Genomic DNA, 26,558 nt, shown 5'->3' on the forward strand with positions numbered 1-26,558 from the left:
GAGTACTCGATGAAACGCCGCCTGGGTTTGATCCTCTTGTGTTCGGGGCTCGCCGCCTGCCAGGGCAGCAACCCCTATGTCGCCAGTTCCAGGCCCTTGCCACCGGCGCCAGCCCAGGCGGCCGGTACCTTCGACCGCAGCGCCTATCCGGCACCGCCCCGGGACTATGGGCGCTATCGCAGTTGGGCCTGGCTCAATGGTCGCTTGCCCGCGGGCACGGCCTGGGCCGATTCGGCGCAGGTCGCCGAAGCCGTCGGCGATGCCCTGGACCAGCGCGGCCTGCGTCCATTGCATGACAACCGGCCCGCCGACCTGTGGGTCAGCGCCGACCTGCACCTGGAGAAGCGCTTGCGCCAGGTCCAGGAGGACTACGGCTATGGCGGTGGTTATGGCTACAACCGCTACAACCGCTACGGACCGGGTTATGGCATGTATGGCAGTGCGCCCATAGTGCGCACTTATGAAGTGGAAGTCGTCGTGGTACGGGTCAACCTGTTCGATGCCGGCAATGGCCAGCCGGTATGGAGCGCCAGCGCCGAGACCAGCAGCCGAGGCACCCTGGGCGAGCGCGCCGATGCGCTGCGCGAAGCCGTGCACAAGGCCCTGGCTGCTTATCCTCCCAGTTAGTCCTTTACCTGGAGAAACGCCATGTTCCATCGAATTGCATTACTGGTGTGTATCGCCTTGCTCAGTGCCTGTGCCACCGACCAGGTCAATCACGACTTCGATGCCAGCAGGGATTTTGGCGCCTACCGCAGCTGGAGCTGGAAGGAGCCAGCCCTGCAATACCGTCCCAATGATCCGCGGATCGAAAGCGACCTGACCGAGCAGCGCATCCGCCAGGCCGTAGCCGAGCAGCTGGACCAGCGTGGCCTGCGCCCGGCACCGGCGGGCGGGCGCGCCGACCTGAACGTACAGGCCTACCTGATCGTCGAGGACCGCCAGCAGCAGGTCACCACCAACTACGGTGGTGGCTGGGGTGGCCCGTGGAATGGCTATTGGGGCGGTCCGATGTACAACGAGACACGCAACATCACCTACAAGGTGGCGACCATCCAGATCGACCTGCTCGATGGCAAGGACGGCAAGCTGGTGTGGCGCGGCAGCGACGAGCAACTGCTCAGCAGTTCGCCCAAGCCCGCCGATCGCAGTGCTGCTGTGCGTGCCACGGTGACGCATATCCTGCAGAACTATCCGCCACGCTAGTTCCTGCAAGGGCGCTCGATTCGCCCAGCCGCCGGGTCCGGGCGGCTGGGCGAATCGCCGTCAGTCAGCCAAGCTGGCACCCTGCCAGCGTCGCGGCAGGCTCTTGACTACACTGCTGGCATCGATGGAGATAGCGCTCGGCCTGCGCGCCGGTAAAGGAGTGCCTCGATGTCTCCCCTCAAGCGGTTTTCCGGTCCGGCTCGCCAGCGCGGGGCCATTGGCCTGATGGCAGCGGTCACCCTGGGCCTGGCGTTGCTGTTGATGTTGCTGGTGGTGGATAGCGGTCGGTTGTACCTGGAGCAGCGCCGGTTGCAGCGGGTTGCCGACACCGCGGCCCTGGAAGCCGTCAGCCGTGGCGGCACTTGCCAGGCGGGCCTGACGGCCGCTGCCTATGCCGGGCAGAGTGCGGCCCGCAACGGCTTCAGCGTGGCGCCGGGCAGTACCCTGGCCGCCAGCTGCGGGTTCCTGACGACCGGCGCCAACAACCTGCGCAGTTTCAATGTCGACCCTACGCAATCGGCCGCTGTGCGAGTGGTGGTCAGCAATACCGTGCCCATCAGCGTGGCAGCGGGTATTGTCGCGCTGTTTTCCCCGGGGCCGACCAACCTCACCACCCCGTTGAGCGCTACGGCGGTCGCCGCGGCGCCCTTGCCGACCGTGGCGCAACTGAGCATCCAGAGCACCCTGGGGACGGTCAGTACCGCGCAGTCGAGCATTCTCAACCCATTGGTGGGAGGCCTGCTGGGAGGCAGCCTGACCCTCAGTGCGGCAGGCTGGAACGGCTTGCTCAATACCAACATCAACTTGCTCAGCTATCTGAACCAGTTGGCGATCAACCTCAATGTGGCGGCGGGCAACTACACCCAGTTGCTCAATACCACCACGACCCTGACTCAGCTGATCCAGGCGGCCATCACCGTGGTCCAGGCCAATGGCGCCACGGCCGACATACTCACGGCCCTGGGCAACCTGCAGATCGCCGCTCTGAATGCGGTACCGCTGAAGCTGGGGGACATCCTGCAATTGCAAACCGGACTGCCCACTACCGCCCTGGATGCCAGCGTGCAGTTGTTCCAGTTGCTGCAGGCGATGATCCAGCTGTCCAACAGCAACAGCGCGGTGGCGGCGACGGTGCCGATCAATGTCCTGGGCCTGGCCAACATCACCGTGAAAACCAAGGTCATCGAACCACCGCAGTTGTCCGCTATCGGCAACCCGGCACTGGCCAAGGCGAGCCCCTTGGGAGCCAATCGGATCTACGTGCGCACTGCGCAGATCCGAACCCTGGTGCAGATCAACCTGTCACTGCCGCTGGTGTCGGGGCTGAGTTCGGCTGTGGGCAACCTGGTGGCGCCGCTGACGCCAGTATTGAACAGCCTATTGAGCTTGAACCTGGTGCAGACCCTGGGCTCGGCGTTATGCCTGCTGGGCGCTGGCTGCGAACAGCTGTACCCCAATCTGGCGCCGTCCTCGGAGATCGATCTGAGCCTGGATGCCGGTGGTGCAGTCGCCTACGTCACTGACTACAGCTGTCCGGTGAGCAACAGTGGAAGCAAAAGCCTGACTGTCCACACCGTCAGTTCCATTGCCGATTTGAAGGTGGGGCAGATCGATCCGACCAATGCCTTCTCATCGTCCGCCGAGCCCACGGTGACCCCCTTGCCGCTGGTGGACCTGGGGATTCGTACCTGCTACCAGTTCCTGGTCCTGCCGGGCCGTTGCGATCCAGTGGTGCACTATGCCGGTGGCGGCATCGCCATCATGGTCGATTCCAGTGTCGGGCAAAGTTCCCAGGACCTGGTGTATGCCAGCACGACGGTCCCCTATCCGATACCGCCCAACCTAAAGCAGCCCCCCAGCTACCAGACCGCTGCTCCCACCAGCAATATTGTCAACAGCCTCGCGGGTACCTTGGCGGGTATCAACCTGGTGGTCTACAAACCGGTCAACAACACTCCGTTGGGCAGCATCGTCACTGGCCTGGCCTCGGCCATCAGCGGCGTGAGCAATCTACTCATGCCAGTGATTACCGGGTTGTTGAGTCCGTTGCTGGACCCGCTGCTGAACAACCTGCTATCGGCCCTTGGCATCAACCTCATGGATGTCGAGGTCGGTGCCAACATGACCTGTGGCGACACCGGCAAGGCCTACCTGGTGATCTGATCCGCCGGGACTATCGGTAGCTCGATGCAGAAGCGCGCACCCTCCTGGCCGTTGCTGACACTGAGGCGGCCTCCCATGTTCTCGATGATGCCGTAGCTCACCGACAGCCCGAGCCCGGTGCCCACGCCCACGGGTTTGGTGGTGAAGAAGGGTTCGAAGATCCGCTCCAGCAACCGTGGGTCGATCCCGCCCCCGTTGTCCTCGACCCATAGGCGTACCCGTTGCTCGTCGCGCTGGCCATGGATGGCGATCCAGGGCTTGAAGTCATTCTGGGCCTCGCGTTTTTCCAGCAGGGCGTCCCGGGCATTCACCAGCAGGTTGATCAGGACCTGTTCCAGCTGGTCGACGAAACCCATGACCTGGACCTCGAAGCCCAGTTCGCTGATCCGCAGGTCCAGGCCCTTGCCGCGCATGCCTTCGGCCATCAGCGACAGGGTGCCCTCGATGGCCTGGGCCGGATTGAAGGGTCTCTGCTCGACTTCCGAACGCCGGCCGAATACCCGCATGTGATCCACCACCCTCGCTGCCCGCTGGACCTGGGCATCGATGCGGTTGAGCTTGTCGGTCAGGTAGTCGATCTGGATATCGCCGTTACCCAGGCGCTTGAGGACGTTGACGATGGCCATGCGCATCACGTTCAGCGGCTGGTTGATCTCGTGGGCCAGCCCGGTGGCCATTTCCCCGAGGGTCGCCATCTTCGCGCTTTGCGTGAGCTGTTGCTGGGAGCGCCGGACTTCGGTGTTGTCGCGGCCTACGGCCTGGATCTCCAGCAGTTGCCCTTGCTCGTCGAACACTCCGCGATCGGACCACACCCACCAGGCATGTTCACGCCCGGGCAGTTGCAGGCTGATTTCAGCGGTACTCACCGGGAACTCCGGGCTCAGCAGTTTGAGCCGGCGCTCGAAGCCTTCGCGCTGCTCGGCCGACAACCACTGCCCGAGGTTGCTGCCAGGCAGGTCCTGGGCAGCACATTCCAGGTAGGCCGCCAGCGGTCGGTTGCCAAAGGTCAGGGTCAGGTCCGGGCGGTAGCGGCAGATCATCGCTGGCGAGTCCTCCACCAGAATCCGGTAACGCTCCTCGCTCTGGCGTACCTGCTCGGCGGCCAGGGTCGCCTCGGTGACATCCAGCCACAGGCCGACGGCCTCCACTGGCAAGCCCAGGTCGTTGCGCAGCAGCCTGGCCTCGTCCAGCACCCAATGGAAATTGCCTTGGCGGTCCTGCAGGCGGTAGCGGCTATGGACGCTGCCTTCGCGCAGCAACTGTCGGCAGCGTTGGAAGTACAGGTCGCGGTCATCGGGATGGATCCATTGCACCCACTGGCCGTCGTTGCAGTCCTCCAGGGTCCAGCCCAGCAGTGGTTGCAGGCTGGCGCTGAAGAAGCTGGGCAACAGCGCCCCTTCGACATAACGCTGGACGTAGATCACTGCAGGCGAGCTGGCGATCAGGTTGTCCAGCCGGGCGTGGGCTGCCGCGGCCTGTTGTTGCTGGTTCTTGATATCGCTGATGTCCAGCATGAAGCCCACCAACCGCTGTTGCGCCCCGCGGCCCAGAGCCTGGCCCTGCAAGCGGTACCAGCGGGTGGCGACGCCTGGCTCGCTCTGGTGCAGGCGCACGCAGAGCAGCAGCGGCTTGCCCAGTTTCAGCTCCTGCAAGCGGCTGGCGAGTTCGGCGCGATCGGCTGGATGCATCAGCTCCAGCCAGGCCTCGACACCCAGGCGGGTATGCCCTTCGGGCAGGTCCAGGCTGGCGGCCAATTGACTGGCCAACTGGACTTCGGCGGTGTCCGCCAGCAGTTCCCACCAACCCGCGCCCAGCAGTCCCTGCAAGGCATCCAGGCGCTCCATCTGCAAGTGATTGCGGTACTCGCGCAAGCGCCCCAGCAAGGGGCCGGCCAAGGCTGCGGCCAGCATCAGCCAGTCGCGCTCGAGCAGGCCAGGGGCATGCTGCTGCACCGGGTAGTCGCCACACAGCAACCAGGCGGCGACGCCATGATCGTCGCGGTAGGGCACCAGGAGCCCCTCGCGGTGGGCGAAGATCCCTTGCAAGCGTGGGTGTTCGTTGAGCCCATGGATCTGGTTCAGGCGCAGTACGGTGTTGCCGCCCAGGCTGTCCAGGCCACTGCCCAGGGTCTGGCCGTCGTGCCAGAGCCGGGGCGCGTCATGGGCGTGATAGCAGCACTGGATCATCCAGCCCTGCTCCTGTTCGTCCAGCAAGGCCAGGCCGACGCAGGGTATGCGCCAGCAACGTGCGAGGTCGCCCAGTGCATCGTGCAGTACCTCTTGCAGGCGCGACATGGTGCACAGGCGCAATTGTTCGCTGACCTGGGCTGCCAGCACCTGGCATTGCTCGCGGTTGAGGGTTTGCTGGCGCTGCTGGACCAGGTCACCGATGTCCAGCAGATGCAGGAGCCATTGCTCGCCCTGTCGCTGGACTCCACCGCGCAAGTACAGGGTCTTGCCGGCCAGGCCACGCAGTTGCAGGTCCAGTACTTGCCCGCTCCAGTCTGCAGGGCGGCCTTCCAGGGCCTGGGTGCTACCGGGCACTACGTAGTCGACCAGGTCGCAAGGTTCGGCGCTGGGCGGCAACTGGGCCAGGGCATGGCGCAGTTGCCCACTGCTGGCGAGGATCCGTCCCTGCTCATCCAGCACCAGCAGCAAGCCGATGCCCTGGAGCGCCTCGACTGGCGGGCGTCCTTCGCTCGATTGTGACGGGCGCGCGAGGAAACGCCCGAAAAGCTTGTCGCCAGGGTTCAAAATTGCAGGCTCGACTGGACGCTGAGGTTGTCGGGCAGGTTGGGCACCGGGCCGATCACCGGCAAGACCAGCTGGGGCACTACCCGGGTCAGCTTGCTGGTGGAGTAGTTCACCGTCACCGTCAGCACGCCGCTGTTGTAGACCGAGGAGTAGTCGGTGCTGGTGAAGTTGAAAGGCGCCGGAATCCACCCGGTCTGGGCTTGCACCACGCTGTTGGCGATGTTCTGTACCGTGGTGCCATAGTTGGGCGTGTTGGGGTCGACCTTCAGGGCCTGGCGCAGAGCCTCGGCGGTGGCCTGGTGGAAGGATTGCATCATCAAGAGCGGCACGCTGTAGCTGACCAGGCCGTAAAACACCGCGAAAAAGATCACGAAGACCACCGCGAACTCGATCGCTACGGCGCCTTTCTGCTTTCTAGGGAGGCCCAGTTTCATGAGTGCGTCTACCCTGACAACCACTATGTCCATTGAGCATAGGATCATTCCGCTGAAAGGGACTGTTCTGGCTGATGCATTTCTTGGTTTTGTGGTTCTGGTTGGCAATTTGTGCGCTGCAGGACCTGCGCCAGCGGCATATCGCCAATCCCCTGACCCTGGGGGCCGCATTGCTGGCGGCGCTGTACCTGTCATGGACGGGCAGTAGCTGGCTGGGGGGCTCAGTTTCCGAAGCCGGCTGGGCATTCGTGCTGGCCCTGCTGCTGACCCTGCCCGGTTACGCCATGGGCAAGATGGGGGCCGCGGATGTGAAGCTGATGGCGGCCCTGGGCCTGGCCTCCGATATCCCGCATCTGCTGGGGACGTTCATTGGCGCGGGATTGTCCACAGCGTTGTGGTGGCTGCTGGTTTCCTGGCTCAAGGCACCACGGAAACAGGAGCTTGGCCCGCCTGCGCCAGAGGGTGCTTTGAACTCGTCAAAAAAATATCCATTTGCCCCTTTTGTCCTGGCCGGAATGGTCTTAACTGTCATCGTGCTCCATTAGTCGCCAGGCCGATTAATGCTATGTACATAGTCGGAAAGTAGGTCTAGGTTTTAGCTCAGCGGCCTGGATTATGCGAGACATCACAAGGAGTGGCCGGTCGGCGCCGGGCCCGCACGGAGTAACACGTGAACAAGCTCACCTCACCGATGAAAGTGCTCGTGGTCGACGATCAACCGCTGATCGTCGAGGAGCTCTGCGAGTTCCTGGAAAGCAGCGGTTATCGCTGCGTGCCTTGTGAGTCCAGTCGCCAGGCGCTGGATAGCTTCAACAAGGACCCGGATATCTCCCTGGTGCTTTGCGACCTGCACATGCCTGGCCTGGACGGCATCCAGCTGGTGCAGGAGATGCAGCGGCTCGCAGGCAAGCAGCGGGTATTCGAAGCCATCATGCTCACCGGCCAGTCCGACAAGCAGGATGTGATCAAGGCCCTGCGTGCAGGCATCGCCGACTACTACCAGAAGCCCATCGACCTGGATGAGCTGCTTGAAGGCCTGCAGCGCCAGGAAGTGGCCCTGCAGGAGCGGCAGAAGAACCTGCAACTGGGGCAACTGAACCAGAAGCTGCAATTTCTCTCGGAGTCCATCGACGACCTCTACCAGGACCTGGACAAGGTTCGCCGCTCGCCTGAGGCCAGCCAGCCCCAGGATTCCTCGGGCGAGCAGGGCATCGATACCGACGCTATCGAGATCCCGGCGATCTTCAACCAGCTCTCGCCCCGGCAGTTGGATGTGGCCCGTCTGGTGGGCAAGGGCCAGACCAACTATCAGATCGCCTGTGAGCTGGGGATTACCGAGAACACCGTCAAGCTCTATGTGTCCCAGGTACTGCGCCTGACCCATATGCACAACCGCACGCAATTGGCCCTGGCCTTGTCGCCCAGCAGTTCGGGTTTACGCCAGCGGGTGACGGCGCACTGATCGCAAGAGGCGGTGACCGACGTGTCGCCGCCCGTGCGCCAGGCCTACTTCTTGACCTCCACCTTGCCTCCGGCATCCGGGTCGTAGAAATCCGGAATCTCGTACCGATACTTCTTCAGCCAGCGCTGCAATGCCAGCTCCCGCTCGGTGGGCGTTGCCGTTTGTGGTTGCGGCGAGGCCGCCAGGTTGCGGCTTTGCAGCAACAGCCAGCCTTCGGTTTCCTGCTGCTGGGGCGAGGCCGGGCCGGCATCGATGGCTTGCGCCAGCAATGGCAGCGCCAGCAGGAGGGGGCAGCAGAGCATGGACAGTTTCATCATCAGTGCTCCTGGGTGGAGGTGGCGGCAGCCTGTAGAGGGGGGGACCCGCTAGCGACCTGGGTACCCTTGGCCGTTGTCTTCGACGGCACCTTGAGTTCTTCGGCGCGTGCCTGGGCCTGGGCGAATTGCTGTGGTGTGAGGCCAGCCTGGCTGACCACTTCGGAAGCTTGTTTCCAGTTGTCCTGATAGAGCAGCAGGGTCACCAGGTTCATGGCGGCCAGGGGGTAGGATTGCTTGAGCTCGATGGCGGTGAGGAACTCGAAGCGTGCGTCCTCAAGACGCAGTTGATTGAGGTAGACCACGCCCAGGTCGTTGCGGATCTTCTCGTCGGTGGGCGCCAGCTTCGAGGCCCGTTGCAGATGGGCCTGGGCCAGGCCGTTGTCGCCCCGGGCGGCCGCCAGCTGGCCCAAGCCGTGTTCGCCTTCGGCGGCCAGGCATGAATTGAGCAGGCTGCGATACAACGGCTCGGCTTCACTACGGCCCAGCAAACGGTAGACCCGTGCCTTGCGTACCCTGACTTCGGCGAGGTTCTCCGGCAGGTTTTGCAGGTTGGCCAGGCCTGCATGCAGCTTGCCGTCGTTGACCATTTCATCGGCCAGGTTCACCGCCAGTTCCTGCTCGGAACTGAGCTTGGCGCAACTGGTGGAGCTGGTCAGGGTGGACCACGGCGCCTGGCCGTTGCTGGCGCATCCGCCGAGCAGCAACAGGCCGGCGACGACTATCAGTGCTTTCATCAGGTTCCCTCTAGGAAGCAAAGGCCCGGACAATGGCGGTGAAGCCCGGTCCGGCCAGGACGATCAACAAGGCGGGGAAGAGAAACAACATCATCACCACCGACATTTTGGCCGACATTTTCGAGATGTATTCCTGCAGGCGTGTCAGGCGCCGGTCGTCCAGCAACTGCTTGAGTGCCTGCAAGGACTTCATCGCGCCGCCACCCTGCAGGATCAGTTGCTGGAGAATCACACAGGTATCGGTGAACTCATCCACCGCCAGCAGGGTCGCGGTCTGGTTCAACTCCTGGCCCAGCTCCAGGCCCGAGTCGACCCGGGCCAGGATCAGGCGCAGTTCATGGGTCAGCTCCGGCAAAAGCTTCTGGGCTTCGCTGCCCAGCACCCGCAGGGCTTGTTCCACGGCCATGCCCGACTCGAACAGAATGCGCAGCAGCGGAATGAAAGTGGAGATCTCCAGGGCGATCTGCTTTTGCCGCCGCTGGGCCGCATAGGCCAGGGCGCGTTTGGGCAGCAGGTAACCGGCGCCGGCGGCGAGCATGGGCAGCAGCCATTTGTTCCCGGCCTGGGGGTAGGCCACCTCCTGGACGAACAGCACCAGGCAGACGGCCACCAGCGGCGTGGCCAGTTGCAGGGCGGCAAACAGCGAGCGCTGGTTGGCACGGCGCCAGCCCAGCCGATTGAGGAGGGTCTGGGTCTCGCTGTCCATGCTCACCGTGCGCTGGCCGAAGCGGCTCTCGCCCAGCTGGCGTAGCCAGCTGCGCAAGCGGCTGTCACGGGTCATGTGGCCTTGCAGCCGCTGGGCGACCTGGCGTTCGCGCCGACGTTGTTCCAGCAGCAGGTTGCCGAGCAGGAGCAGGGCCCCCAGGAACAGCAGTGCCGCTGCCAGTAGAAGCATCTCAGATACTCCTCAGCATGCGCCAAAGGGCCAGGCAGCCGAAGACCTGCAGGGCCACGGCGGCGATCAGCATCTTCTGTCCACCGGAGTCATGCCACATGCCAAGCATGTAGCCTGGATTGGTGAGCATGAAGTAACCCACCAGGAGCAATGGCAGAAGCCCCAGGACCCAGGCCGTCATGCGGGTTTCCCCGGTCATGGCGCTCAGTTGCCGCGCACCTTGCTCGCGCTCGCGGATCAGCTTGATGAGGTTCTCCAGCAGTTCGCTGGCGTTGCCGCCGTAGCGATGGTTGACCTTCAACCCCAGGGCGAACATGCGCAGTTCATCCTGCTCGTAGAACTCGGCGAAGTCGCTGACTGCCTCCGGCAGGTTGACCCCCAGTTGCACGTTGCGCTGTATCCGGCCCATGGCTCCCTTGAGCGGGTCGTTGCTGGAGTCGATGGCTCCCAGTACCGCATCGGCCAAGGTGCGTCCGGACTTCAGGCTACGCACGCTGTGATCGAGCAAGGGGGGTAACTGTTCGATCATGCGCTTGAGCCGACGCTGGTACAGCCAACTGATGTACAGGCGCACCAGCAAGGGGGGCAGGAAGATCCCGGCAAGCAACCCGAACCACTGGGCCAGCCAATAGCCCAGCAACATGAGCATGGCCCACCCGGCCAGCCACAGCCCCAGGCGCTCGCCGGGCTGGCCGAGGCCGGCGCGGGCAAAGGCGCGTTCCAGGCCGCTCCATGAACTGCGCTGGGGGGCCGGGTCCGGCTGTCCCTGGGCAAGCCGCTGGAGCACCCGCTCACGCTCGGTCTTGCGCACCCCGTGATAGAACATCCAGCCGGACAACCCCAGCAGGAGCAGGCAGATCAAGGTAAGCAGCAGACCGATCATGGGCCACCTCGCCGGTTCAATTGACGCCCAGGCCGATCTCGCGGCGCAGTTTGTCTCCCGCCGGGTTCATGGCCTCGCGCAGGAACCCGAAACCGCTGCGCCGATCCAGGCGGAACAGGGTATTGGTGACATAGATGTCGTCGCGCAGGCCTACCACCTCCACGACTTCGCTGACACAGCGCCGGCCATCGGGCATGCGGGTCAACTGGATCACCACATCCAGGGCCGCGCAGATCATTTGCCGCAAGGTGCGCTCGGCCACATGACGCCCGGTCAGGCCCACCAGGGTCTCCAGTCGCAGCAAGGCATCCTGGGCATTGTTGGCGTGCACCGTGCTCATGGAGCCGTCGTGGCCGGTGTTCATCGCGGTCAGCACATCCAGCACTTCGACGCCGCGAATCTCGCCGAGGATGATGCGGTCCGGGCGCATCCGCAGGGCGTTGCGGATCAGGTCGCTGGCCTTGACCTCGCCATGGCCTTCGGCATTCGGCGGGCGGGTTTCCAGGCGGACCACATGGGGATGGCCCAGTTGCAGTTCGGCCACGTCCTCGATGGTGACCAGGCGTTCATAGGGATTGATCAATTGGCTGAGAATGTTCAGCAAGGTGGTCTTGCCGGTGCCGGTACCGCCGCTGATGAGGATGTTGCAGCGCTTGCCCACCGCGTCCTGGAGAAACTCGAAGATCGCCAGGTCGATGGTCTGCATGGCGATCAGGTCGCTGCTCTTGAGCATGTCCTTGCGGAACTTGCGGATCGACAGGCAGGGGCCGTCCAGGGCAATGGGCGGGATGATCGCATTGACCCGGCTGCCATCGGGCAGGCGGGCATCGACCATCGGCGAGGATTCATCGAGGCGGCGGCCCAGGGGCGCAAGGATGCGTTGCATGACCCGCTCGACGTGGTGCGCATCGATGAAGCGCAGGTCGCTCTGGTGCAGGACCCCGTCACGCTCGACGAAGACCCGGTGCGGCCCGTTGACCAGGATCTCGGTCACCGCCGGGTCGCGCAGCAGCACCTCCAGGGGACCGAAACCGGTCAGCTCATCGACGATTTCTTCCGCCAGCCGCTCCATTTCATAGCGGGAAATGGCCAGGTGCATGCGCGCGATGTACTCCGCCACCTTGTCGGTGACGAACTGTGAAAGGTTCTGCCGCGAGCTTTCCAGCAGGTTTTTCCCCGACTCTTCGATGGCATCGATGATGTAGCGATGCAGGACCAGCTTCAGGCCCTCGTGGTCGCTGTTGCCGGTGCCCGAACGGGGTGGGGCACCAAAGAGTTTCTCGCCGCTCATCGGCCCCCCATGATTCGGTTGAGCCAGCCCGTCTTGGGCGCAGGCAGCCCCTGGGAACGCTTGGCCAAGCGTTCGCCCAGGGTTCGCAGGCTTTGCGTCAGGCTGTCGCGCGGCGCCAGTTCGAACAAGGTGACGCCCTGGTTCTTGGCATTCAGGCGCAGCTCTGGGCTGTAGGCCAGCACGGCGATCACCTCCAGGCCGAAGGTCTTGCCCAGGGTGTCGGAGTCCGGGGCCACGGCACGCAGGTAGCGGTCCACCAGAAGACGTGCGTGCTCAAGCTTCATGCCTTTTTCCCGCCAGCGGTTGAGCACCTCCAGGTTGCGCCGGCAGTCGAGAACGTTCTGGTCGGTGCACCAGATCAGCTTGTCGCAGTGGCTGACGAAGGTGCGCAGGGCTTCGCTGTCCGGCTGCCCGACGAGGTTCACCACAATGTGCTGGAAGTGCTGGCGCAGGGCGCTGAGCAGCATGTACAGCTCTGCCGCGCTGGTGTGTTCCAGGGGCTCGTCGTGGTTAGCGTAGGCGAGGATGCGCAGGCCGGCCTCGGCGCTGGTGAACGCACTGTCGATCAGGGTGGCATCCAGGCGCCGCAGGTGGCGCAGGGCGTCGCCGAAGTGGAACGAGCTTTCCAGCCCCAGCAGGGCCAGGCTATCGCCCCGTGGCAGGCCCAGGTCCAGCAGCAGGGTCTGCTGCCCGCTCTTTTGCACCACCAGCGCCATATGCCCGGCCAGCAGCGCACCATCGCCGTCGCCCTGGGCGCCATAAAGCACGGTCAGCCCGCCTAGCTGGGTATTGGGCGTGACCGCTGGCAGGCGCTTGCTCAGGCGTCGGACCAGCCCGGCGACTTCGCTGGAGCGCGAACCATAGGCGACGAAGTCCCTGGCGCCGGCGCGCATGGCATTGAGGACCAGCTGGTTGTCCATGCCATCGCCGAGGGCGACGATCGCCAGCATCGGCTTGGCCTCCAGGGCGCCTTCGATCAGCGCGGCCTGGGCCACCACATGCTCGCGGTCCAGGCCAATGAACACCAGGTTGGCGAAGGTCACGTCCACCAGGGCCAGCAGTTCGTCCAGGCTGCCGTCGGCCCCCACTACCTGGCCCAGGGGGGCAAGGGCGCCTTGCAGCCACTCCAGGTCGGTGCTGTTGCGGGTGATGGCAAGGAAGGTCTGGCTCAGGTTCTGGTTCATTGCGACAGCCCACTGCGCTTGTCGAAGTTGCCGTTCTCGAGAAGGAACATGCGGTAGAAGTTCGGATCGTAGTTGCGCAGGCGCTCACCGGGCAGGGAGGGCAGCTTGGCGTCGGCCGCCAGTGGCTGGACCAGGTGCGGAGTGACCACCATCAGCAACTCGCGCTCTTCGCGATTGATCGTGCTGTCGCGGAAAAACGCGCCGAGTACCGGGATGTCTCCCAGCCCCGGGAATTTGTTCACCTGGGAGCTGTTGCGAGTGCTGATCAAGCCACTGATGACGAAACTCTCGCCATCGGCCAGGGAGATGCTGGTGTCGGTGCGGCGGATGGTCAGGGCCGGTACCTGGGCCCCGGCGATGCTCACGACGTTGCTGTAGTCCAGTTCGCTGACCTCGGGGGCGACCTTCAGGGAGATGCGCTTGCGGTCGACGATCGTTGGCGTGAGGGTCAGGCGAATGCCGAACTCCTTGTACTCGATGGTCACGCTGTTGCTGCCGGTGCTGGGGACCGGAATGGGGATTTCACCGCCGGCGAGAAAGCTCGCGCTCTGGCCACTGAGGGCCACTAGGGAAGGGCGGGCCAAGGTATAGGCGAAACCACTGCCCTCCAGGGCGTTGATCAGGGCCAGTACCCGGCCATTGCCGATGCCGATGTTGAAGGAGTTGTTGTTCAGCGGAATGTTGGTGCGTGCGCCACCGAAGGTGGGGGGAGTGCCCGAGGAGGTGCCGCCGCTCGTTGGTGCAGTACCAGGCGAACCGAACAGGAAGTTGTGCCCGCGGCCGAAGATCGAGACGCTGGCCTCCTTGAGCTTGGTGCGGCTGACTTCGACGAAGCGGATATCGGTCTGTACCTGGCTGGGCATCAGCGGATCGTCGCTGTCCGGCAGGGTGGAACCGCTCATTTGGGTGCTGGCCCGGCCCTGGACGAACACCATGCTCTGGCGTGGGGTAGTGGAGCAGGAGGTCCAGACCATCAGGCTGGTAGCCCCCGCTCCCATGCCGGTGAGCAGGAAGGCCTTGTTGCCGGTGGCTTGGACGTCGGCGATCTTCGGATCGCCAACCGCCAGCCGAGTGATCGCCACCGCAGACTGCAGTTCCTGTTGCATGCCTTCGCCGACTTCCAGTACCGCCGGCAATGGTGGCAGGCCCGAGCACCCTGTTGCCGGGGCGGCCAGGACCTGGCCGCAAAACAACGGGCCCAGGCTCAAGGTCAGCAGTACGGTGAAGGTCGGGATGGAGCGACTGCGCATGTAGTACATCCTTGCTCGATCAGGGGGTCTGTTGGGTGACCTGGTTGCCGCGGATCACTTCCACCGCCGGCCGCGTGCCTGCGCCCGCGGCCCCTGGGCTGCGCGGTGCACTGCCCAGGGCCAGTTGGGTGAACTGGAACAGGTTGCTGTCGGCAGCATCCAGATGCTCGATCGCCTCTTCGCTACCGGCCCAGTAATGGGCCAGGCGCTGCTCTTCGCTGCTGCGTACCGCCAGGCGCAGGACGCCGACCTGGGTGGCCAGCATCATTCGGCTCAGGAGCTGTTCGGGGACGGCCAGGACCACGGTGCGAGCATTGATCCGACGCTGGTCCTGCTTGAGCTTTTCATCGTTGTTCAGGGCGGGCGAGGCGGGCTGGCCGTCGTTGGTCAGCCCGAGCTGATCGCCCACGGCCAGCACCCGCATGGCCGGCACCGCGATCTGCGCCGATTGTTGCGGGTTGGCACTGTCCTGGCGCAGGAACAGCAGCACATCGACGTAATCGCCCGGGCTCAGCTGCCCTGCCGCGCCGATCACCTCGTCCACCGCCACGGCCAGGGCGCGTTCGTCGCTGTGGATCATTCGGGCCAGGGCTCCGCCCGTGGCGAAGCTCTGCTCATTGAGCCAGGTCCCGGCACTCAATTGCCGCCATGGGGTGCGTCCCACCGCCTGGTTGATGGCACTCAGGCTGCCGGGCGGCGCGGTGCGCAGTTTTTCCAGCGCCAGATCCGTGGCGGCCAGGGGGACGAAAGGGGGTACGTCGTGCACCAGTACCACGACCGGTTGGCGGGTCTGGTCTTCGGTGCTGGACACGGTGGATTCGAGGACATTGGGAGCGACTGGTTGTGCTTGCACGGGGGCGGGTTCGGGCTGGCGACTGAGCACCAGGCCCCAGTAACCGAAAAACACTGCAGCCATCAGTAGAAGCCCTGCCAGAGCCATGGTGACGCGACTGTTCATGAAGGCTCTCCCTTTCCTACTGCGCCACCGGCCCGTGATTCCAAACGCGTTAACTTCGCAATCAGGCAGCTATGAACATGCAACTATTTCGCTATGTGAAGGTAGTAGAGCTAGGACGAAATGCCATTAACTGGCCAAAAAATTGCGCACAAAAGTAGGAGGCTCTCAATTGTGGTTGTACTTTTGGCGCCGTCTTCCAATTAATACTTAGTGATTAATCAGTTCTTACAGTTGCTGGGTGGTGGTTTGTTGACAATGCTCAAATGGCATTGGGAGTTCTCTCCCGGTGCCATTCCGTCGGCGCCGTCTGGCGCAAAGGAGAGCTAGGATGATCCTTCAATATTTGTGGCTCAGGGCGCGCCTGTTTTTTGACCGCACCGAAGGTGCCTCGGCCATCGAGTACGCGATCGTGGTCGCCATGGTCGCCGTGATCGTGGTGGCGTTCGTCACGCCGTTGGGTAACAGGGTACTTGCCATCTTCAACAACGTCCTGATAGCCCTTGGAGGCGCTGCTGTCACCCGCCCTGTTCCGTGAAATCGGCGGTCAACTGCATGGCTGTCTAGTGTTGCAACCCCTGGCGGAGGTGCATGATGCTGCTTGAGTATCTTTTACTTCGTGCTCGACTGTTGCTGGCCCGTACCGAGGGTGCCTCGGCTATCGAATATGCGATCGTGGTGGCCATGGTCGCGGTGGTCGCGGTGCTGTTCGTTACCCCGATGGGCGACCGGGTCATGGCGATCTTCAACAATATTCTCGTGGCCATGGGAGGTGCTACGGTCACACGACCTGTACCTTGAGGCCTGCGACTGCACCTGCAGCGAAGGCCGCCAAATAGCCCGTTCAAGGTAAGTTTCATGAACACTCCTCCCACCCTACGCCAGCAACTGCTTCTTGTGGACGACGAAGAAGATGCGCTGATGGAGCTCGCCGAGTTGCTGGAAGGCGAGGGTTTCTGCTGCTTCACCGCGACATCGGTGAAGCTGGCCTTGAATCATCTCACCCGCCACCCCGACATCGCGCTGGTCATCACTGACCTGCGCATGCCGGAGGAGAGCGGCATGTCGTTGATCAAGCGCCTGCGTGAACACACTTCGCGCCAGCACCTGCCGGTCATCGTCATGTCGGGGCATGCCGACATGGACGATGTCAGCGACTTGCTGCGCCTGCAGGTGTTGGATCTGTTCCGCAAGCCGATCTACCACGTGCGCTTGCTGGAAACCCTCAACAATCTATTCCCCGAGCCGCGGCTACAAGTCGTCGGTCCCTGACCCGCTTGCCGGTACAGCTCCCGCCTGGCGGGAGCCGTACACCTGGCGGCCTGCTGTTTTCCGGTAGCAGCAGTCCATGTTGCAGATGTTCCCCGCAGGTAAAAAAAGACCCGCCGAAGCGGGTCACAGTCACGCAACTGTTCAGAGTTGATAGCTGAAGCTCAGGCTATAGCGCGGCCTGCGGTTGTAGGTGTCCAGGGCTTCGTCGGACAGGGCCTTGGCGGCCTCCAGGGCGATGTTGTAGTGCTTGGTATCGCCAAAGCGCAGGCCGAAGGCCGCCGATGACAGGCTGCTGCCCTTGACCGGTAGCTCGTTGAACCAGGTCTTGGCCCGGTCCAGGACCACATAAGGTTGTACGACCCTGACCCAGGGACCCTCTCGGTTGAAGCTGTAGTTCACTTCATAGGCCACGCCCCAGCCCTTGTCGCCGGTGGTCTGGTCATCGGGATAGCCGCGTGCGAAGTTCTGTCCACCAAAGCTGGCCCGCTCACTGTCGGGCAGGTTGTCCCGGCTCCAGTACAGGGCCCCGGACAGCACGCCTTGCCAGTTGTCGAGAAAGCGATTGCTCTGGACCCCGGCCAGGCGCACGCGGAAGAAGTCCAGGTCATAGAGGTCGTTGTTGGTCTTGGCGCCCATGCTATCGAGGCCACGGTACAGGCCGGCACTGAGAATCCTCAGCTGGCGCTGGTCGGACTTGCTCCAGTCGCCTTCCAGGGCCAGGGCGCGGATGTCGGTCTTCACGTCCACGCTCTGCGGGCTGTTGACCACCTTGTAGCGAGTCTTGTCGTTCACTGCATACAGGCGTGTGCCGAGGGTGAGCATTTCATTGGGCGACGCGATGAAGGGGTGGCTGACACCGATGGAGAAGCGATCGTTCTCGCGATGGGGTTCGAGTTCCAGGCCATTGTCCAGCTGCACGTTGCTGTGGGGTTCACTGCGATAACGTGCACCGTAAAGGCTCAGTTGCGTGCCCTCCGAGCCCAGCAACTGGCTGTAGTCCAGGCGGTAGTAGTGCTCCTTGTCCTTGCCCGGGGGGAACAGGCCGCTGAGGGTGAGTTGTTCGCCCAGGGAGGTCTGCGAGTTGCTGGAGGCCCCCACCAGGGCCTGCAGGCCATTGCGATTGTCCTGGGTACTGTTGAGTGTGGTGGTGAAGGGCTTGCGGCTGGCGGTCGCCACCAGCCGGGTGGCACCGTCGGTGGTGCCCGGTGGTGGCACCACGGCTTGCAGCGTCACCCCAGGCACGCGGCTCATCAGGGTGGTGTAGCGCTCGAAGGTCTTGCGGGTCAACGGGCGCTCGGCCTTGAGCTTGGCCACCAGCTTGTCCAAGTAGGCCGACACCGGACCGATGTCGCCCTGTAGCTGGTAGTCCTTGACATAGCCTTCCACCAGCACCACCCGCAGCACGCCTTTGTCGAAGCTCTGCTGTGGCATGAAGGCATAGGAGAGCAGGTAACCGTCGTCCTGGTAGCGCCGGGTGATGCTGCGAGTGGCCTCGATCAATTGGGCGAGAGTGGTTTCATGGCCGATCAGAGGCTGGTAGATCGTCGCCAGCTGTTCCAGTGGGTAGATGGTGCCGCCCTCGATCTGCACCTGTCGTACGGTGACCTTGGTGCCCATGGTCAGCGGTTGTTGTCCCTGGGGGGCAGGCTGTTCGGGGAGCTGCAGTTTCGGGGTTGCCGGGCGATAGGCATCCACTGGCAGGTTGGGCGTGGGCAGGTTACGGATGCTGTCGTTGCTGTTGAGAAAGCGGGGAAGAGAGTCGGCATAGGCGCTTGAACAGCACCCGAGTAACAACAAGCTGGCCAACGTACGCATAGGACACTCCATGGTCGAACTGCGGTGGTGCTGGGAGCTCCCGCCCTAAATCTTTCGTTCGGTGCTGGAACCGAGGTTGACGCTAGGTTGCAGTGCTCCTGATAACAAAAAGGCGAGAGACTCTTCTGAATCCCTCGCCTTCAACCAAGCGTAGGCGCTGTAGGTGGGGCCGTCGAATCGGCCAGGTGCAAATTATTTTGAGGTGCCGCCCAGGGCTCCGGTCAGGCCGCCGACGACACCGCCCAGGCCGGTAGCGGCGCTGCCGTTGGTGGTGCCGGTGGCACCCAGGCCGCCCAGGCCGCCCAGCAGGCCGCCACTGGTAGTGCCTCCACTGGGGGTGCCGCCGGTTACCAGGCCACCCACCGAGGCCACGGTGCTGCCCACCGCGTTCACGGTACCGCCCAGCGCGGCGCCGACTTGGTTGCCTCCGGTGCCGCCAGCGATAGCGGTGCCTACGTTACTGACCGCTCCACCCACTTGGCCCAGCAGGCCGTTGACCGGAGTACCGAGGCCGGTGGCCGCTCCGACTTGCTGGGTCACGCCGCTTACTTGAGTCGTGACCGGGTTCAAGGCTGCACCGACATTGGCGCCGACGGTGGCCAGTGGTGCAGTGGCTGCCAGGTTGGGAGTACCGCTGCCGCCCAGTGCACCACCGACCGAAGCCACCAGGCCGCCGCCCGAGGCACCGGTGACGCCACCGGCGCTGACGGTACCGTTGGTGTTGCCGGCATTCAGGCCGTTGCTCAGGTTGGCCACTGCGCCACCCACGGTTTCCAGCAGGCCAGTGTTGCCACCGACACCCCCTGTACCGCCTGTGCCGCTGCCCGAGGTGCTTACATAGCCACCAGCGGCCCCGACTGCGGTGCTGGCATTGCTCAAGGTGTTGCCCAGCAGGCCGGTCACGGGATTGCCATTGCCCGCACCGGAGACCTTGCCACCGGTGGTGTCGACTGCCTGGGCCACGCCATTGAGCAGGCCGCTGACTGGGGTACCCAGGCCTGTAGCGCTGCCGACCTTGCCAGTCAGGCCTTCTGCCAGGCTGACCACGGGCACCAGGACCTTGTTGCCCACATCGTTGGTCAGGGTGCCTAGCGGGCCGCTACTGGTGGCCGTGCTCAGGGTGTTGCCGAGCATGGTCACTTGGGTGCCGACGCCTCCCAGGGCCGGTGCGACCCGGCTGACCAGGCCTCCAACCACCGGCACGCTTTGGGTGGTGGTGGCCAGTTTGCCGCTGAGGTCGGTGACACCGGTGCCGACGTCACTGACGACGTTGCCGGCGGTGGCAGTCGTGGTACTCAGGGCGTTGGGATTGGTGCCGAGTGTGCCCAGGCCATTGGTCAAGCCGCTGCCGACGCTGTCCACCACATTACCGGCGGTGTTGACGGCGCTTTGCACTATTCCTCCTACTACCGGGGTACTGCCCAGGGAATTGCCCACGCCGCTGACGCCGCTACCTACGCCACTGACAGTGGTACCCAGGTCCGACACCAGGCTGCTGGTCGTTAGGGGGGTGCCTGTGCTGCCAGTGCCACCGCCAGTACCGCCGGTTCCGCCACCCGTACCTCCGGTGCCACCGCCAGTACCGCCGGTTCCGCCACCCGTGCCTCCGGTGCCGCCGCCAGTACCGCCGGTTCCGCCACCCGTGCCTCCGGTGCCGCCGCCAGTACCGCCAGTGCCGCCACCTGTGCCTCCAGTGCCGCCACCAGTACCACCGGTTCCACCGTCAGTGCCTCCGGTGCCGCCGCCAGTACCACCGGTTCCACCATCAGTGCCACCAGTGCCACCACCGGTCCCGCCGGTTCCACCACCAGTACCGCCCGAGCCGCCATCTGTGCCGCCGCTTGCGGCCGGGGATGAGGAGCTGCTGCCACCGCTCTTGTGGCCGCCACCGCCGCTGCAGCCTGCCAGGCTGAGGGTCAGGATCATGGCCAGGGCTGTTGCTGTTTTCCAAGCGAATTGAGTTTTCATGTCAGTTATCCCTTGCACCCGATACAACGGTTGTTGTTTTCGATAGCTCTCCAGTTCTTGTGCTGGAGATGTTTTCGTCCGTTATCTAGATGAAAGGCCCGGGAGTAACTTTGAACAATTATGAACTTGGTATTAATGACTTATTTTTTGAGCGCCAGGGCTGTTGTAAAGGATTAGTCTTAAAGTGTTTTTAATGATGTGTTTTGTTTAAAAGCCATTTAAAACAACATGTTGTATTTTCCTAAAAAAATAAAATCCCGCATAAAACGAAAGTTATATACACACAATTAATAGTCATCCTTACGGTTCTTCAATACCCCTGAAGCCTGCAGTCTGGTGCTCACTACCGCCTGCTTGTGGGCTCGAAGGCCTGGCCTATAATGCGCGCCCTAAAAACTCCAGGAGCTTGTGATGCCCAATCCCGTCTGGTGGCTGTTGTGCTTGCCGTTTGTCGCGGGTGCCTTCCTTGCCTTGCAAGCCGGTATCAATGGCCAGTTGGCCAAACAGGTCGACAGCGTGCTGGCTGCGGCCATGATTTCCTTCTTTGTCGGCACGATGGCACTGCTGGCGCTGGTGCTGCTGCAACGTGAGGTGCCGTCGCTCAATGCCCTCAAGGGTTTGACCTGGTGGCACTTGTGCGGCGGCTTGTTGGGGGCGTTCTTCATCACCGTTGCGGCGTATACCGGGCCACGGATCGGGGCCTTGCTGTTCATGGCACTGGTATTGGCCGGCCAATTGAGCATGGCCCTGGCTGTGGACCACTTTGGCTGGGTGGGATTTCGTGAAGCGCCGATCAGCCTCGGCAAGATTGCCGGATTGCTGCTGATCGTTGCCGGGGTGGTGCTGATCCGCCGCGGCTGACGGAGTTCAGGCAATCGGTTGCCAACCTCCTTGCATGTGCTGCAACTCGCCCTTGCCCAGCAGTTGCAGTTCGCCGCTGGACCCGGCGGCACTGGCCAGGAGCCGGAGCGGCGAGGGCAGCAGCACGGGCTTGATGAAGCGCACCGTGATCTCAAGGTTCGCTGTGGGCAGATGTTCCTGCAACGCCGCCAGGGTTCGTGCCTCGCTCCATAGCCCATGGGCGATGGCCTGGGGAAAACCGAACAAGCGGGTGCTCCAGGCGCTCAAGTGAATGGGATTGTAGTTGCCGGATACCTTGGCATAGAGGCGACCGATATCGTGTTCGGCCGTCCAGTGATCGGTTTCCAGCAGCCCCTGGTGGCTGGGCAGGGATAAGCCCGGCGGTTCTCCTGCCAGCTTGATGCCCCGGCAGAGGAATCGGCTCCGGGCTTCCCAGAGCGGGCCCAGCAGGTCGTCGATGCTGGTCACCAGGTCGAAGCTCGCAACCAGGCGCTTGCCGATGACCGAGTTGGCGAAGGCGAAGTCGATTTAACGATCGGACATGGAACGCACTCCCCAAGCTGGGGTTCAAAGAGTGGACCGCGAATGGCCCCGGGGTGTTCGCTCAGAGGCTTTGTCCTGCCGCTACCAGGGGAATACCTACGCTGCGTTAGGGGGGCAGCGCAGTAGCACTTACAAAACAAGGCGCTTTCCGTGACTTGGCTACGTCGCGTTGCGAGCATCGGCGGCAGTTGCCGCCCAGGTGCTCTGCACGCTCAAGGCGTGGCAGGACCCGCAATACTGCAAGACCCGGCTGGGGCTCGATGCGCTGCTGGGCGATATCGATCGTTCGCGGCTCAACGTCAAGGGCCGTTCCCTGGCGGCCGGTCACCCCTTTGCCGCCACGGGCGGGCGCATCGTTGCCAACTTGGCGAAGTTGTTGAGCGTGGCGGGACAGGGGCGCGGGTTGATTTCAATCTGTGCCGCGGGAGGGCAGGGCGTGACGGCGATCATCGAGCGTTGAAGGGCGTTGGTCTGCTTATTGACTGCATTGTAGAGGGGCGTTGATCGGCAGCTCTTTCCCGGCGTGGGAGGATTGCCGTATAACGAGTGACTTTCGCGTGTTTGGTAACAAGGGAACCAGAATAAAAGCTGATGAAGACTCCAAAACGCATTGAACCGCTGATCGAAGACGGTCTGGTAGACGAGGTGCTGCGCCCACTCATGAGTGGTAAGGAAGCAGCTGTGTATGTGGTGCGCTGCGGGAAGGAGATACGTTGCGCCAAGGTCTACAAGGAGGCTAACAAGCGTAGTTTCCGCCAGGCGGCGGAGTATCAGGAAGGGCGCAAGGTGCGCAACAGCCGCCAGGCCCGGGCGATGGCCAAGGGCTCCAAGTATGGGCGCAAGGAAGCCGAGGAGGCCTGGCAGAACGCCGAGGTGGCCGCCCTGTTTCGCCTGGCCAATGCCGGGGTCCGGGTACCCAAGCCGTTCGACTTCCTCGAAGGCGTGCTGCTCATGGAACTGGTGGCCGACGAGTATGGCGATGCTGCGCCACGCCTGAACGATGTGGTGCTGGAGCCGGAGCAGGCGCGTGAATACCACGCCTTCCTGATTTCCCAGATCGTGCTGATGCTGTGTACCGGCCTGGTGCATGGCGACCTCTCCGAGTTCAACGTGCTGCTGGGGCCGGAAGGACCGGTGATCATCGACCTGCCCCAGGCCGTGGATGCTGCCGGTAACAACCATGCCTTCAGCATGCTCGAGCGCGATGTGGGCAACATGGCCGCCTACTTCGGGCGCTTTGCCCCGGAGCTCAAGCGCACCCGCTATGCCAAGGAAATGTGGGCGCTCTACGAGGCCGGCACCTTGCATCCGGACAGTGTGCTCACGGGCGAGTTCGCCGAGGCCCAGGAGCAGGCGGATGTCGGTAGCGTGATGCGTGAAATCGAAGCGGCGCGTTTCGACGAGGAGCGTCGCCGGGCCGCTCGTGCGGAGGACGAAAGACCGCCGGGCAAATCCGACGAGCCACCGCCTCCGCCCTGGATGCAGTGACCCATGAAAAATCCGGCCCAGGCCGGATTTTTCATTTCTGCAGACCACCTTGGCACCCTGTAGTCGCTGTCGAGCCTGCGAGGCTGCGCCAAGGCCCGCAGGACCTTCAGGACTCGATCTTGCGAGTGCTGCGCGCCTGTGCGGCAGCGGCTACACGAAGCATTTCACACTCAAGGCCCGCAGCAACTGCCGGAGGCCAGTTCCTTGAGGATCGGGCAGTCCGGGCGGTGGTCGCCATGGCAGTGCTCCACCAGGTCCTGCAGGGTGTCGCGCAGGCCTGCCAGCTCGCGGATCTTCTGGTTCAACTCATCGATGTGCTGGCGGGCCAGGGCCTTCACATCGGCGCTGGCCCGCTGGCGGTCCTGCCACAGGGTCAGCAACTTGCCCACTTCCTCCAGGGAAAAGCCCAGGTCCCGGGAGCGCTTGATGAATGCCAGGCTGTGCAGGTCGTCATTGCCGTACAGGCGATAGCCGCTGTCGCTGCGGTGGGCCGGCTTGAGCAGTCCGATGGACTCGTAGTAGCGGATCATCTTGGCGCTCAGGCCGCTCTTGCGCGCTGCTTGGCCGATGTTCATCCGGCGTTCTCCAGGTCTTTGGGTTTCCAGGTTTTCAACAGTAGCGCATTGCTCACCACACTGACGCTGGACAGGGCCATGGCGGCGCCGGCCAATACCGGGTTGAGCATGCCGAAGGCCGCGAGGGGGATGCCGATCAGGTTATAGACGAAGGCCCAGAACAGGTTCTGGCGGATCTTCGCGTAGGTCTTGCGGCTGATCTCCAGCGCTGCGGGAATCAAGCGCGGCTCGCCACGCATCAAGGTGATGCCGGCCGCGTGCATGGCCACGTCGGTGCCGCCGCCCATGGCGATGCCGATGTCCGCGGCGGCCAGGGCCGGAGCATCGTTGATGCCGTCGCCAACCATTGCCACTACGCCGCTTTTCTTCAGTTCGGCCACGGTGGCGGCCTTGTCGGCAGGCAGCACTTCTGCGTGCACGTCGCTGATGCCCAGGGCCTCGGCTACCACCCGAGCGCTGCCGCGGTTGTCACCGGTCAGCAGGTGGCTATCGATATGCCGGGCCTTGAGTTGCTGCACCGCTTGCAGGGCGCCGGGCTTGAGGGTGTCGCCAAAGGCGAACAGGCCCAGCACGCGCGGTTGGGCGCCCTGTTCGATCAACCAGGACAGGGTTCGTCCTTCATGTTCCCAGTCCTTGGCCACCTGGGCCAGGTCACCCGGGTTCAAGCCGCTTTCCTCCAGCAGGCGGCGATTGCCCAGGGCCAATGGGCGGCCGTCCAGGGTGCCGGCGATGCCGCGGCCGGTCAGGGCCTGGCTGGCGCTGACATCGGCCACTGGCAACTGGCGCTCCTCGCACAGGTCCAGCACGGCCTTGGCCAGGGGGTGTTCACTGCCGCGCTGCAGGGCACCGGCCAGTTGCAGCAGGGTGTCTTCGCTACCTTCCAGGGCCTGCAGGTGGGCGATACGAGGTGTGCCCGAGGTCAGCGTGCCCGTCTTGTCGAAGACCACGGATGTCACCTCATGGGCTCGCTCCAGGGCTTCGGCATCCTTGATCAGGATACCGTGGCGGGCGGCGACGCCGGTACCGGCCATGATCGCGGTGGGGGTGGCCAGGCCCAGGGCACAAGGACAGGCGATCACCAGCACGGCCACGGCATTGATCACGGCAGTTTCCAGGGGCGCACCGTACAGCCACCAACCCACCAGGGTGATCAGCGCCAGCACCAGCACGGTGGGCACGAACACCTGGCTGACCTTGTCCACCAGTTTCTGGATCGGCGCCTTGCCGGCCTGGGCGTCTTCCACCAGGCGGATGATCCGGGCCAGCACGGTTTCCGCGCCCAGGGCCTGGGTGCGCACCAGCAGGCGGCCTTCGCCGTTGATTGCACCGCCGGTGACTTTGTCGCCAGGCTGCTTGGGCACCGGCAGGCTTTCGCCGCTGATCAGGGCTTCGTCGGCATGGCTCTGGCCCTCGACAACTTCGCCGTCTACCGAAAAGCGCTCGCCGGGCTTGACCAGCACCAGGTCGCCCAGGCGCAGGGCGCTGATGGCCACTTCCTGTTCGCGGCCGTCGATCACCTGGATTGCCCGTTCCGGCCGCAAGGCTTCCAGGGCGCGGATGGCGCTGGCGGTCTGGCGCTTGGCGCGACTTTCCAGGTACTTGCCCAGCAGCACCAGGGCGATGACCACCGCCGAGGCCTCGAAGTACAGGTGCGGCATGCTGCCCGGCGTGGCGCTGGCCCATTCGTACAGGCTCAAGCCGTAGCCGGCGCTGGTGCCCAGGGCGACCAGCAGGTCCATGTTGCCGCTGCCGGCGCGTACGGCTTTCCAGGCCGCCACGTAGAAGCGTGCGCCGAAGATGAATTGCACTGGGGTGGCCAGGGCGAATTGGGCCCAGGCCGGGAGCATCCAGTGCAGGCCGAAGGGTTCTGCCAGCATTGGCAATACCAGCGGCAGGGCCAGCAGGATGGCCAGTACCAGGCTCCAGCGCTCGCGGCGCAGGTGTTGCCCGGGATCGCCGTCATGGCGTTGCTCGGCCTGCCACAGGCTGGCGGAATAACCGGCTTTGGTTACGGCTTCGATCAACTGCGCCGGATCGACCTGGCCCAGCAGCTCGAGGTGGGCACGCTCGGTGGCCAGGTTGACGCTGGCGCTGCGTACTCCCGCCACCTTGTTCAAGGCGCGCTCCACGCGACCGGCGCAGGTGGCGCAGGTCATGCCGCCGATGCTCAGTTCCAGGCTCTGTACCGGTACGCTGTAGCCGGCGTTCTCCACGGCGGCCAGCAAGTCCGGGAGACTGCCGTCCGGTGCCTCGATACGGGCCTGTTCCGTGGCCAGGTTGACGCTCACCGCACGGGTTCCGGCGACCTTGCCCAGGGCGCGCTCCACGCGTCCGGCGCAGCTGGCGCAGGTCATGCCGGCGATCGGCAGGTTGAAGGTGATTGAATCGGACATCGGGAGCACTCCCTGTAGACAAGTGGCCACAGGATCAACCTTGCCATGCAGGCAAGGTCAAGGGGCATTGCAGGGGTGCTTCATTTTGTCCCAGGAGCGGGACGGGAAAGGCCTGG

General features: G+C 63.8%; 24 protein-coding genes and 2 pseudogenes. 11 read left to right on the forward strand and 15 right to left on the reverse strand.

Translation table 11 applies throughout. The features are described from left to right. The first annotated feature begins 9 nt into the window (after window positions 1-9). The 3 genes from C4K39_RS03350 to C4K39_RS03360 all read left to right on the forward strand — a co-directional run bounded on the left by C4K39_RS03350 (window position 10) and on the right by C4K39_RS03360 (window position 3,369). On the forward strand, window positions 10-627 hold the full coding sequence (locus C4K39_RS03350) for a DUF4136 domain-containing protein (RefSeq protein WP_068577151.1): 618 nt from the start codon (window positions 10-12) through the stop codon (window positions 625-627). Between the two features lie 21 nt (window positions 628-648). After that, the gene (locus C4K39_RS03355) at window positions 649-1,206 is read left to right on the forward strand and encodes a DUF4136 domain-containing protein (RefSeq protein WP_068577149.1); all 558 of its coding nucleotides are present in this window, start codon (window positions 649-651) and stop codon (window positions 1,204-1,206) included. 168 nt (window positions 1,207-1,374) lie between these two features. Next, window positions 1,375-3,369: a pilus assembly protein TadG-related protein gene (locus C4K39_RS03360; RefSeq protein ID WP_124345656.1), complete on the forward strand. Its 1,995-nt coding sequence runs from the start codon at window positions 1,375-1,377 to the stop codon at window positions 3,367-3,369. Here C4K39_RS03360 and C4K39_RS03365 read toward each other — a convergent pair. Both C4K39_RS03365 and C4K39_RS03370 read right to left on the reverse strand, forming a co-directional pair. Beyond that, the gene (locus C4K39_RS03365; RefSeq protein WP_124345657.1) at window positions 3,354-6,122 is read right to left on the reverse strand and encodes a PAS domain-containing sensor histidine kinase; all 2,769 of its coding nucleotides are present in this window, start codon (window positions 6,120-6,122) and stop codon (window positions 3,354-3,356) included. The two genes, C4K39_RS03360 and C4K39_RS03365, sit on opposite strands and share 16 nt — an antisense overlap. After that, window positions 6,119-6,556 (reverse strand): TadE/TadG family type IV pilus assembly protein, encoded by a 438-nt coding sequence (locus C4K39_RS03370; protein ID WP_068577145.1) that lies wholly within the window; start codon window positions 6,554-6,556, stop codon window positions 6,119-6,121. Before C4K39_RS03370 ends, C4K39_RS03365 begins: the two co-directional genes overlap by 4 nt. A gap of 74 nt (window positions 6,557-6,630) precedes the next feature. Between C4K39_RS03370 and C4K39_RS03375 the strand changes: the two genes are divergently transcribed. Then, complete coding sequence (locus tag C4K39_RS03375; protein ID WP_124345658.1) at window positions 6,631-7,101, forward strand: prepilin peptidase; 471 nt, start codon at window positions 6,631-6,633, stop codon at window positions 7,099-7,101. 125 nt (window positions 7,102-7,226) lie between these two features. Further along, window positions 7,227-8,018 carry a response regulator transcription factor gene (locus C4K39_RS03380; RefSeq protein WP_068577140.1) on the forward strand — a complete coding sequence of 264 codons (792 nt, stop codon included), beginning with the start codon at window positions 7,227-7,229 and terminating at the stop codon, window positions 8,016-8,018. A gap of 44 nt (window positions 8,019-8,062) precedes the next feature. Here C4K39_RS03380 and C4K39_RS03385 read toward each other — a convergent pair whose 3' ends face one another. From C4K39_RS03385 to cpaB, 8 genes are read right to left on the reverse strand one after another with little or no spacing between them, the layout of a single operon-like run. Beyond that, window positions 8,063-8,335 carry a DUF3613 domain-containing protein gene (locus C4K39_RS03385; protein ID WP_068577139.1) on the reverse strand — a complete coding sequence of 91 codons (273 nt, stop codon included), beginning with the start codon at window positions 8,333-8,335 and terminating at the stop codon, window positions 8,063-8,065. After that, window positions 8,335-9,069 (reverse strand): tetratricopeptide repeat protein, encoded by a 735-nt coding sequence (locus C4K39_RS03390; protein ID WP_124345659.1) that lies wholly within the window; start codon window positions 9,067-9,069, stop codon window positions 8,335-8,337. Before C4K39_RS03390 ends, C4K39_RS03385 begins: the two co-directional genes overlap by 1 nt. A 10-nt stretch (window positions 9,070-9,079) precedes the next feature. Next, window positions 9,080-9,964: a type II secretion system F family protein gene (locus C4K39_RS03395; RefSeq protein ID WP_068577136.1), complete on the reverse strand. Its 885-nt coding sequence runs from the start codon at window positions 9,962-9,964 to the stop codon at window positions 9,080-9,082. Window position 9,965: 1 nt separating this feature from the next. Continuing rightward, on the reverse strand, window positions 9,966-10,847 hold the full coding sequence (locus C4K39_RS03400; RefSeq protein WP_124345660.1) for a type II secretion system F family protein: 882 nt from the start codon (window positions 10,845-10,847) through the stop codon (window positions 9,966-9,968). A gap of 16 nt (window positions 10,848-10,863) precedes the next feature. After that, window positions 10,864-12,138 (reverse strand): TadA family conjugal transfer-associated ATPase, encoded by a 1,275-nt coding sequence (locus tag C4K39_RS03405; protein WP_124345661.1) that lies wholly within the window; start codon window positions 12,136-12,138, stop codon window positions 10,864-10,866. Then, window positions 12,135-13,322: a CpaE/TadZ family protein gene (locus tag C4K39_RS03410; protein WP_124345662.1), complete on the reverse strand. Its 1,188-nt coding sequence runs from the start codon at window positions 13,320-13,322 to the stop codon at window positions 12,135-12,137. Before C4K39_RS03410 ends, C4K39_RS03405 begins: the two co-directional genes overlap by 4 nt. Then, a complete protein-coding gene (locus tag C4K39_RS03415; protein ID WP_068577127.1) occupies window positions 13,319-14,572 on the reverse strand; it encodes a type II and III secretion system protein family protein in 1,254 nt (417 codons plus the stop codon). The genes C4K39_RS03410 and C4K39_RS03415 overlap by 4 nt, the downstream gene beginning before the upstream one ends. Before the next feature lie 19 nt (window positions 14,573-14,591). After that, the gene (gene cpaB / locus C4K39_RS03420) at window positions 14,592-15,530 is read right to left on the reverse strand and encodes a Flp pilus assembly protein CpaB (protein ID WP_124345663.1); all 939 of its coding nucleotides are present in this window, start codon (window positions 15,528-15,530) and stop codon (window positions 14,592-14,594) included. A gap of 328 nt (window positions 15,531-15,858) precedes the next feature. Between cpaB and C4K39_RS03425 the strand changes: the two genes are divergently transcribed. From C4K39_RS03425 to C4K39_RS03435, 3 genes are read left to right on the forward strand one after another with little or no spacing between them, the layout of a single operon-like run. Then, on the forward strand, window positions 15,859-16,065 hold the full coding sequence (locus tag C4K39_RS03425) for a Flp family type IVb pilin (RefSeq protein WP_124345664.1): 207 nt from the start codon (window positions 15,859-15,861) through the stop codon (window positions 16,063-16,065). 56 nt (window positions 16,066-16,121) lie between these two features. Further along, window positions 16,122-16,328, forward strand: a complete 207-nt coding sequence (locus C4K39_RS03430; RefSeq protein ID WP_068577196.1) for a Flp family type IVb pilin — start codon at window positions 16,122-16,124, stop codon at window positions 16,326-16,328. A 57-nt stretch (window positions 16,329-16,385) separates the two neighbouring features. Next, window positions 16,386-16,799 carry a response regulator gene (locus C4K39_RS03435; RefSeq protein WP_068577121.1) on the forward strand — a complete coding sequence of 138 codons (414 nt, stop codon included), beginning with the start codon at window positions 16,386-16,388 and terminating at the stop codon, window positions 16,797-16,799. A 141-nt stretch (window positions 16,800-16,940) separates the two neighbouring features. Here the strand turns inward: C4K39_RS03435 and C4K39_RS03440 are convergent, their stop codons facing one another. Together C4K39_RS03440 and C4K39_RS03445 are read right to left on the reverse strand one after the other, a co-directional pair. Then, window positions 16,941-18,614, reverse strand: coding sequence for a ShlB/FhaC/HecB family hemolysin secretion/activation protein (locus C4K39_RS03440; RefSeq protein ID WP_124345665.1), 1,674 nt, complete (start codon window positions 18,612-18,614; stop codon window positions 16,941-16,943). Window positions 18,615-18,806: 192 nt separating this feature from the next. Then, complete coding sequence (locus tag C4K39_RS03445; RefSeq protein WP_124345666.1) at window positions 18,807-20,582, reverse strand: collagen-like triple helix repeat-containing protein; 1,776 nt, start codon at window positions 20,580-20,582, stop codon at window positions 18,807-18,809. 411 nt (window positions 20,583-20,993) lie between these two features. Here C4K39_RS03445 and C4K39_RS03450 point away from each other — a divergent pair, with 411 nt between their 5' ends. Beyond that, complete coding sequence (locus tag C4K39_RS03450; RefSeq protein ID WP_068585498.1) at window positions 20,994-21,443, forward strand: DMT family transporter; 450 nt, start codon at window positions 20,994-20,996, stop codon at window positions 21,441-21,443. 6 nt (window positions 21,444-21,449) lie between these two features. On the opposite strand, the pseudogene C4K39_RS03455 reads toward C4K39_RS03450, so the two are convergent. Beyond that, window positions 21,450-21,926, reverse strand: a pseudogene (locus C4K39_RS03455) (MaoC/PaaZ C-terminal domain-containing protein); the annotation flags it as partial. Between the two features lie 244 nt (window positions 21,927-22,170). On the opposite strand from C4K39_RS03455, the pseudogene C4K39_RS03460 reads away from it, so the two are divergent. Together C4K39_RS03460 and C4K39_RS03465 are read left to right on the forward strand one after the other, a co-directional pair. Beyond that, window positions 22,171-22,446, forward strand: a pseudogene (locus C4K39_RS03460) (acetyl-CoA C-acetyltransferase); the annotation flags it as partial. 131 nt (window positions 22,447-22,577) lie between these two features. Further along, window positions 22,578-23,474, forward strand: a complete 897-nt coding sequence (locus tag C4K39_RS03465) for a PA4780 family RIO1-like protein kinase (RefSeq protein ID WP_068585493.1) — start codon at window positions 22,578-22,580, stop codon at window positions 23,472-23,474. Window positions 23,475-23,644: 170 nt separating this feature from the next. Here the strand turns inward: C4K39_RS03465 and cueR are convergent, their stop codons facing one another. Both cueR and C4K39_RS03475 read right to left on the reverse strand, forming a co-directional pair. Next, complete coding sequence (gene cueR, locus C4K39_RS03470) at window positions 23,645-24,049, reverse strand: Cu(I)-responsive transcriptional regulator (RefSeq protein ID WP_068585490.1); 405 nt, start codon at window positions 24,047-24,049, stop codon at window positions 23,645-23,647. Further along, window positions 24,046-26,442: a heavy metal translocating P-type ATPase gene (locus tag C4K39_RS03475; protein WP_124345667.1), complete on the reverse strand. Its 2,397-nt coding sequence runs from the start codon at window positions 26,440-26,442 to the stop codon at window positions 24,046-24,048. The genes cueR and C4K39_RS03475 overlap by 4 nt, the downstream gene beginning before the upstream one ends. Between the last annotated feature and the right edge of the window lie 116 nt (window positions 26,443-26,558).

Source organism: Pseudomonas sessilinigenes (genome assembly GCF_003850565.1).
Taxonomy (GTDB): Bacteria; Pseudomonadota; Gammaproteobacteria; order Pseudomonadales; family Pseudomonadaceae; genus Aquipseudomonas; species Aquipseudomonas sessilinigenes.

What these genes read in the sequence shown, in the direction of transcription:
- C4K39_RS03435 (WP_068577121.1), top strand. Translation starts at nt 16,386, where the DNA reads ATGAACACTCCTCCCACCCTACGCCAGCAACTGCTTCTTGTGGACGAC.
- C4K39_RS03360 (WP_124345656.1), top strand. Translation starts at nt 1,375, where the DNA reads ATGTCTCCCCTCAAGCGGTTTTCCGGTCCGGCTCGCCAGCGCGGGGCC.
- C4K39_RS03440 (WP_124345665.1), bottom strand. Translation starts at nt 18,614, where the DNA reads ATGCGTACGTTGGCCAGCTTGTTGTTACTCGGGTGCTGTTCAAGCGCC.
- C4K39_RS03405 (WP_124345661.1), bottom strand. Translation starts at nt 12,138, where the DNA reads ATGAGCGGCGAGAAACTCTTTGGTGCCCCACCCCGTTCGGGCACCGGC.
- C4K39_RS03425 (WP_124345664.1), top strand. Translation starts at nt 15,859, where the DNA reads ATGATCCTTCAATATTTGTGGCTCAGGGCGCGCCTGTTTTTTGACCGC.
- C4K39_RS03395 (WP_068577136.1), bottom strand. Translation starts at nt 9,964, where the DNA reads ATGCTTCTACTGGCAGCGGCACTGCTGTTCCTGGGGGCCCTGCTCCTG.
- C4K39_RS03445 (WP_124345666.1), bottom strand. Translation starts at nt 20,582, where the DNA reads ATGAAAACTCAATTCGCTTGGAAAACAGCAACAGCCCTGGCCATGATC.
- C4K39_RS03415 (WP_068577127.1), bottom strand. Translation starts at nt 14,572, where the DNA reads ATGCGCAGTCGCTCCATCCCGACCTTCACCGTACTGCTGACCTTGAGC.
- C4K39_RS03465 (WP_068585493.1), top strand. Translation starts at nt 22,578, where the DNA reads ATGAAGACTCCAAAACGCATTGAACCGCTGATCGAAGACGGTCTGGTA.
- C4K39_RS03390 (WP_124345659.1), bottom strand. Translation starts at nt 9,069, where the DNA reads ATGAAAGCACTGATAGTCGTCGCCGGCCTGTTGCTGCTCGGCGGATGC.
- cpaB (WP_124345663.1), bottom strand. Translation starts at nt 15,530, where the DNA reads ATGAACAGTCGCGTCACCATGGCTCTGGCAGGGCTTCTACTGATGGCT.
- C4K39_RS03350 (WP_068577151.1), top strand. Translation starts at nt 10, where the DNA reads ATGAAACGCCGCCTGGGTTTGATCCTCTTGTGTTCGGGGCTCGCCGCC.
- C4K39_RS03375 (WP_124345658.1), top strand. Translation starts at nt 6,631, where the DNA reads ATGCATTTCTTGGTTTTGTGGTTCTGGTTGGCAATTTGTGCGCTGCAG.
- C4K39_RS03430 (WP_068577196.1), top strand. Translation starts at nt 16,122, where the DNA reads ATGCTGCTTGAGTATCTTTTACTTCGTGCTCGACTGTTGCTGGCCCGT.
- C4K39_RS03475 (WP_124345667.1), bottom strand. Translation starts at nt 26,442, where the DNA reads ATGTCCGATTCAATCACCTTCAACCTGCCGATCGCCGGCATGACCTGC.
- cueR (WP_068585490.1), bottom strand. Translation starts at nt 24,049, where the DNA reads ATGAACATCGGCCAAGCAGCGCGCAAGAGCGGCCTGAGCGCCAAGATG.
- C4K39_RS03450 (WP_068585498.1), top strand. Translation starts at nt 20,994, where the DNA reads ATGCCCAATCCCGTCTGGTGGCTGTTGTGCTTGCCGTTTGTCGCGGGT.
- C4K39_RS03385 (WP_068577139.1), bottom strand. Translation starts at nt 8,335, where the DNA reads ATGATGAAACTGTCCATGCTCTGCTGCCCCCTCCTGCTGGCGCTGCCA.
- C4K39_RS03370 (WP_068577145.1), bottom strand. Translation starts at nt 6,556, where the DNA reads ATGAAACTGGGCCTCCCTAGAAAGCAGAAAGGCGCCGTAGCGATCGAG.
- C4K39_RS03400 (WP_124345660.1), bottom strand. Translation starts at nt 10,847, where the DNA reads ATGATCGGTCTGCTGCTTACCTTGATCTGCCTGCTCCTGCTGGGGTTG.
- C4K39_RS03355 (WP_068577149.1), top strand. Translation starts at nt 649, where the DNA reads ATGTTCCATCGAATTGCATTACTGGTGTGTATCGCCTTGCTCAGTGCC.
- C4K39_RS03410 (WP_124345662.1), bottom strand. Translation starts at nt 13,322, where the DNA reads ATGAACCAGAACCTGAGCCAGACCTTCCTTGCCATCACCCGCAACAGC.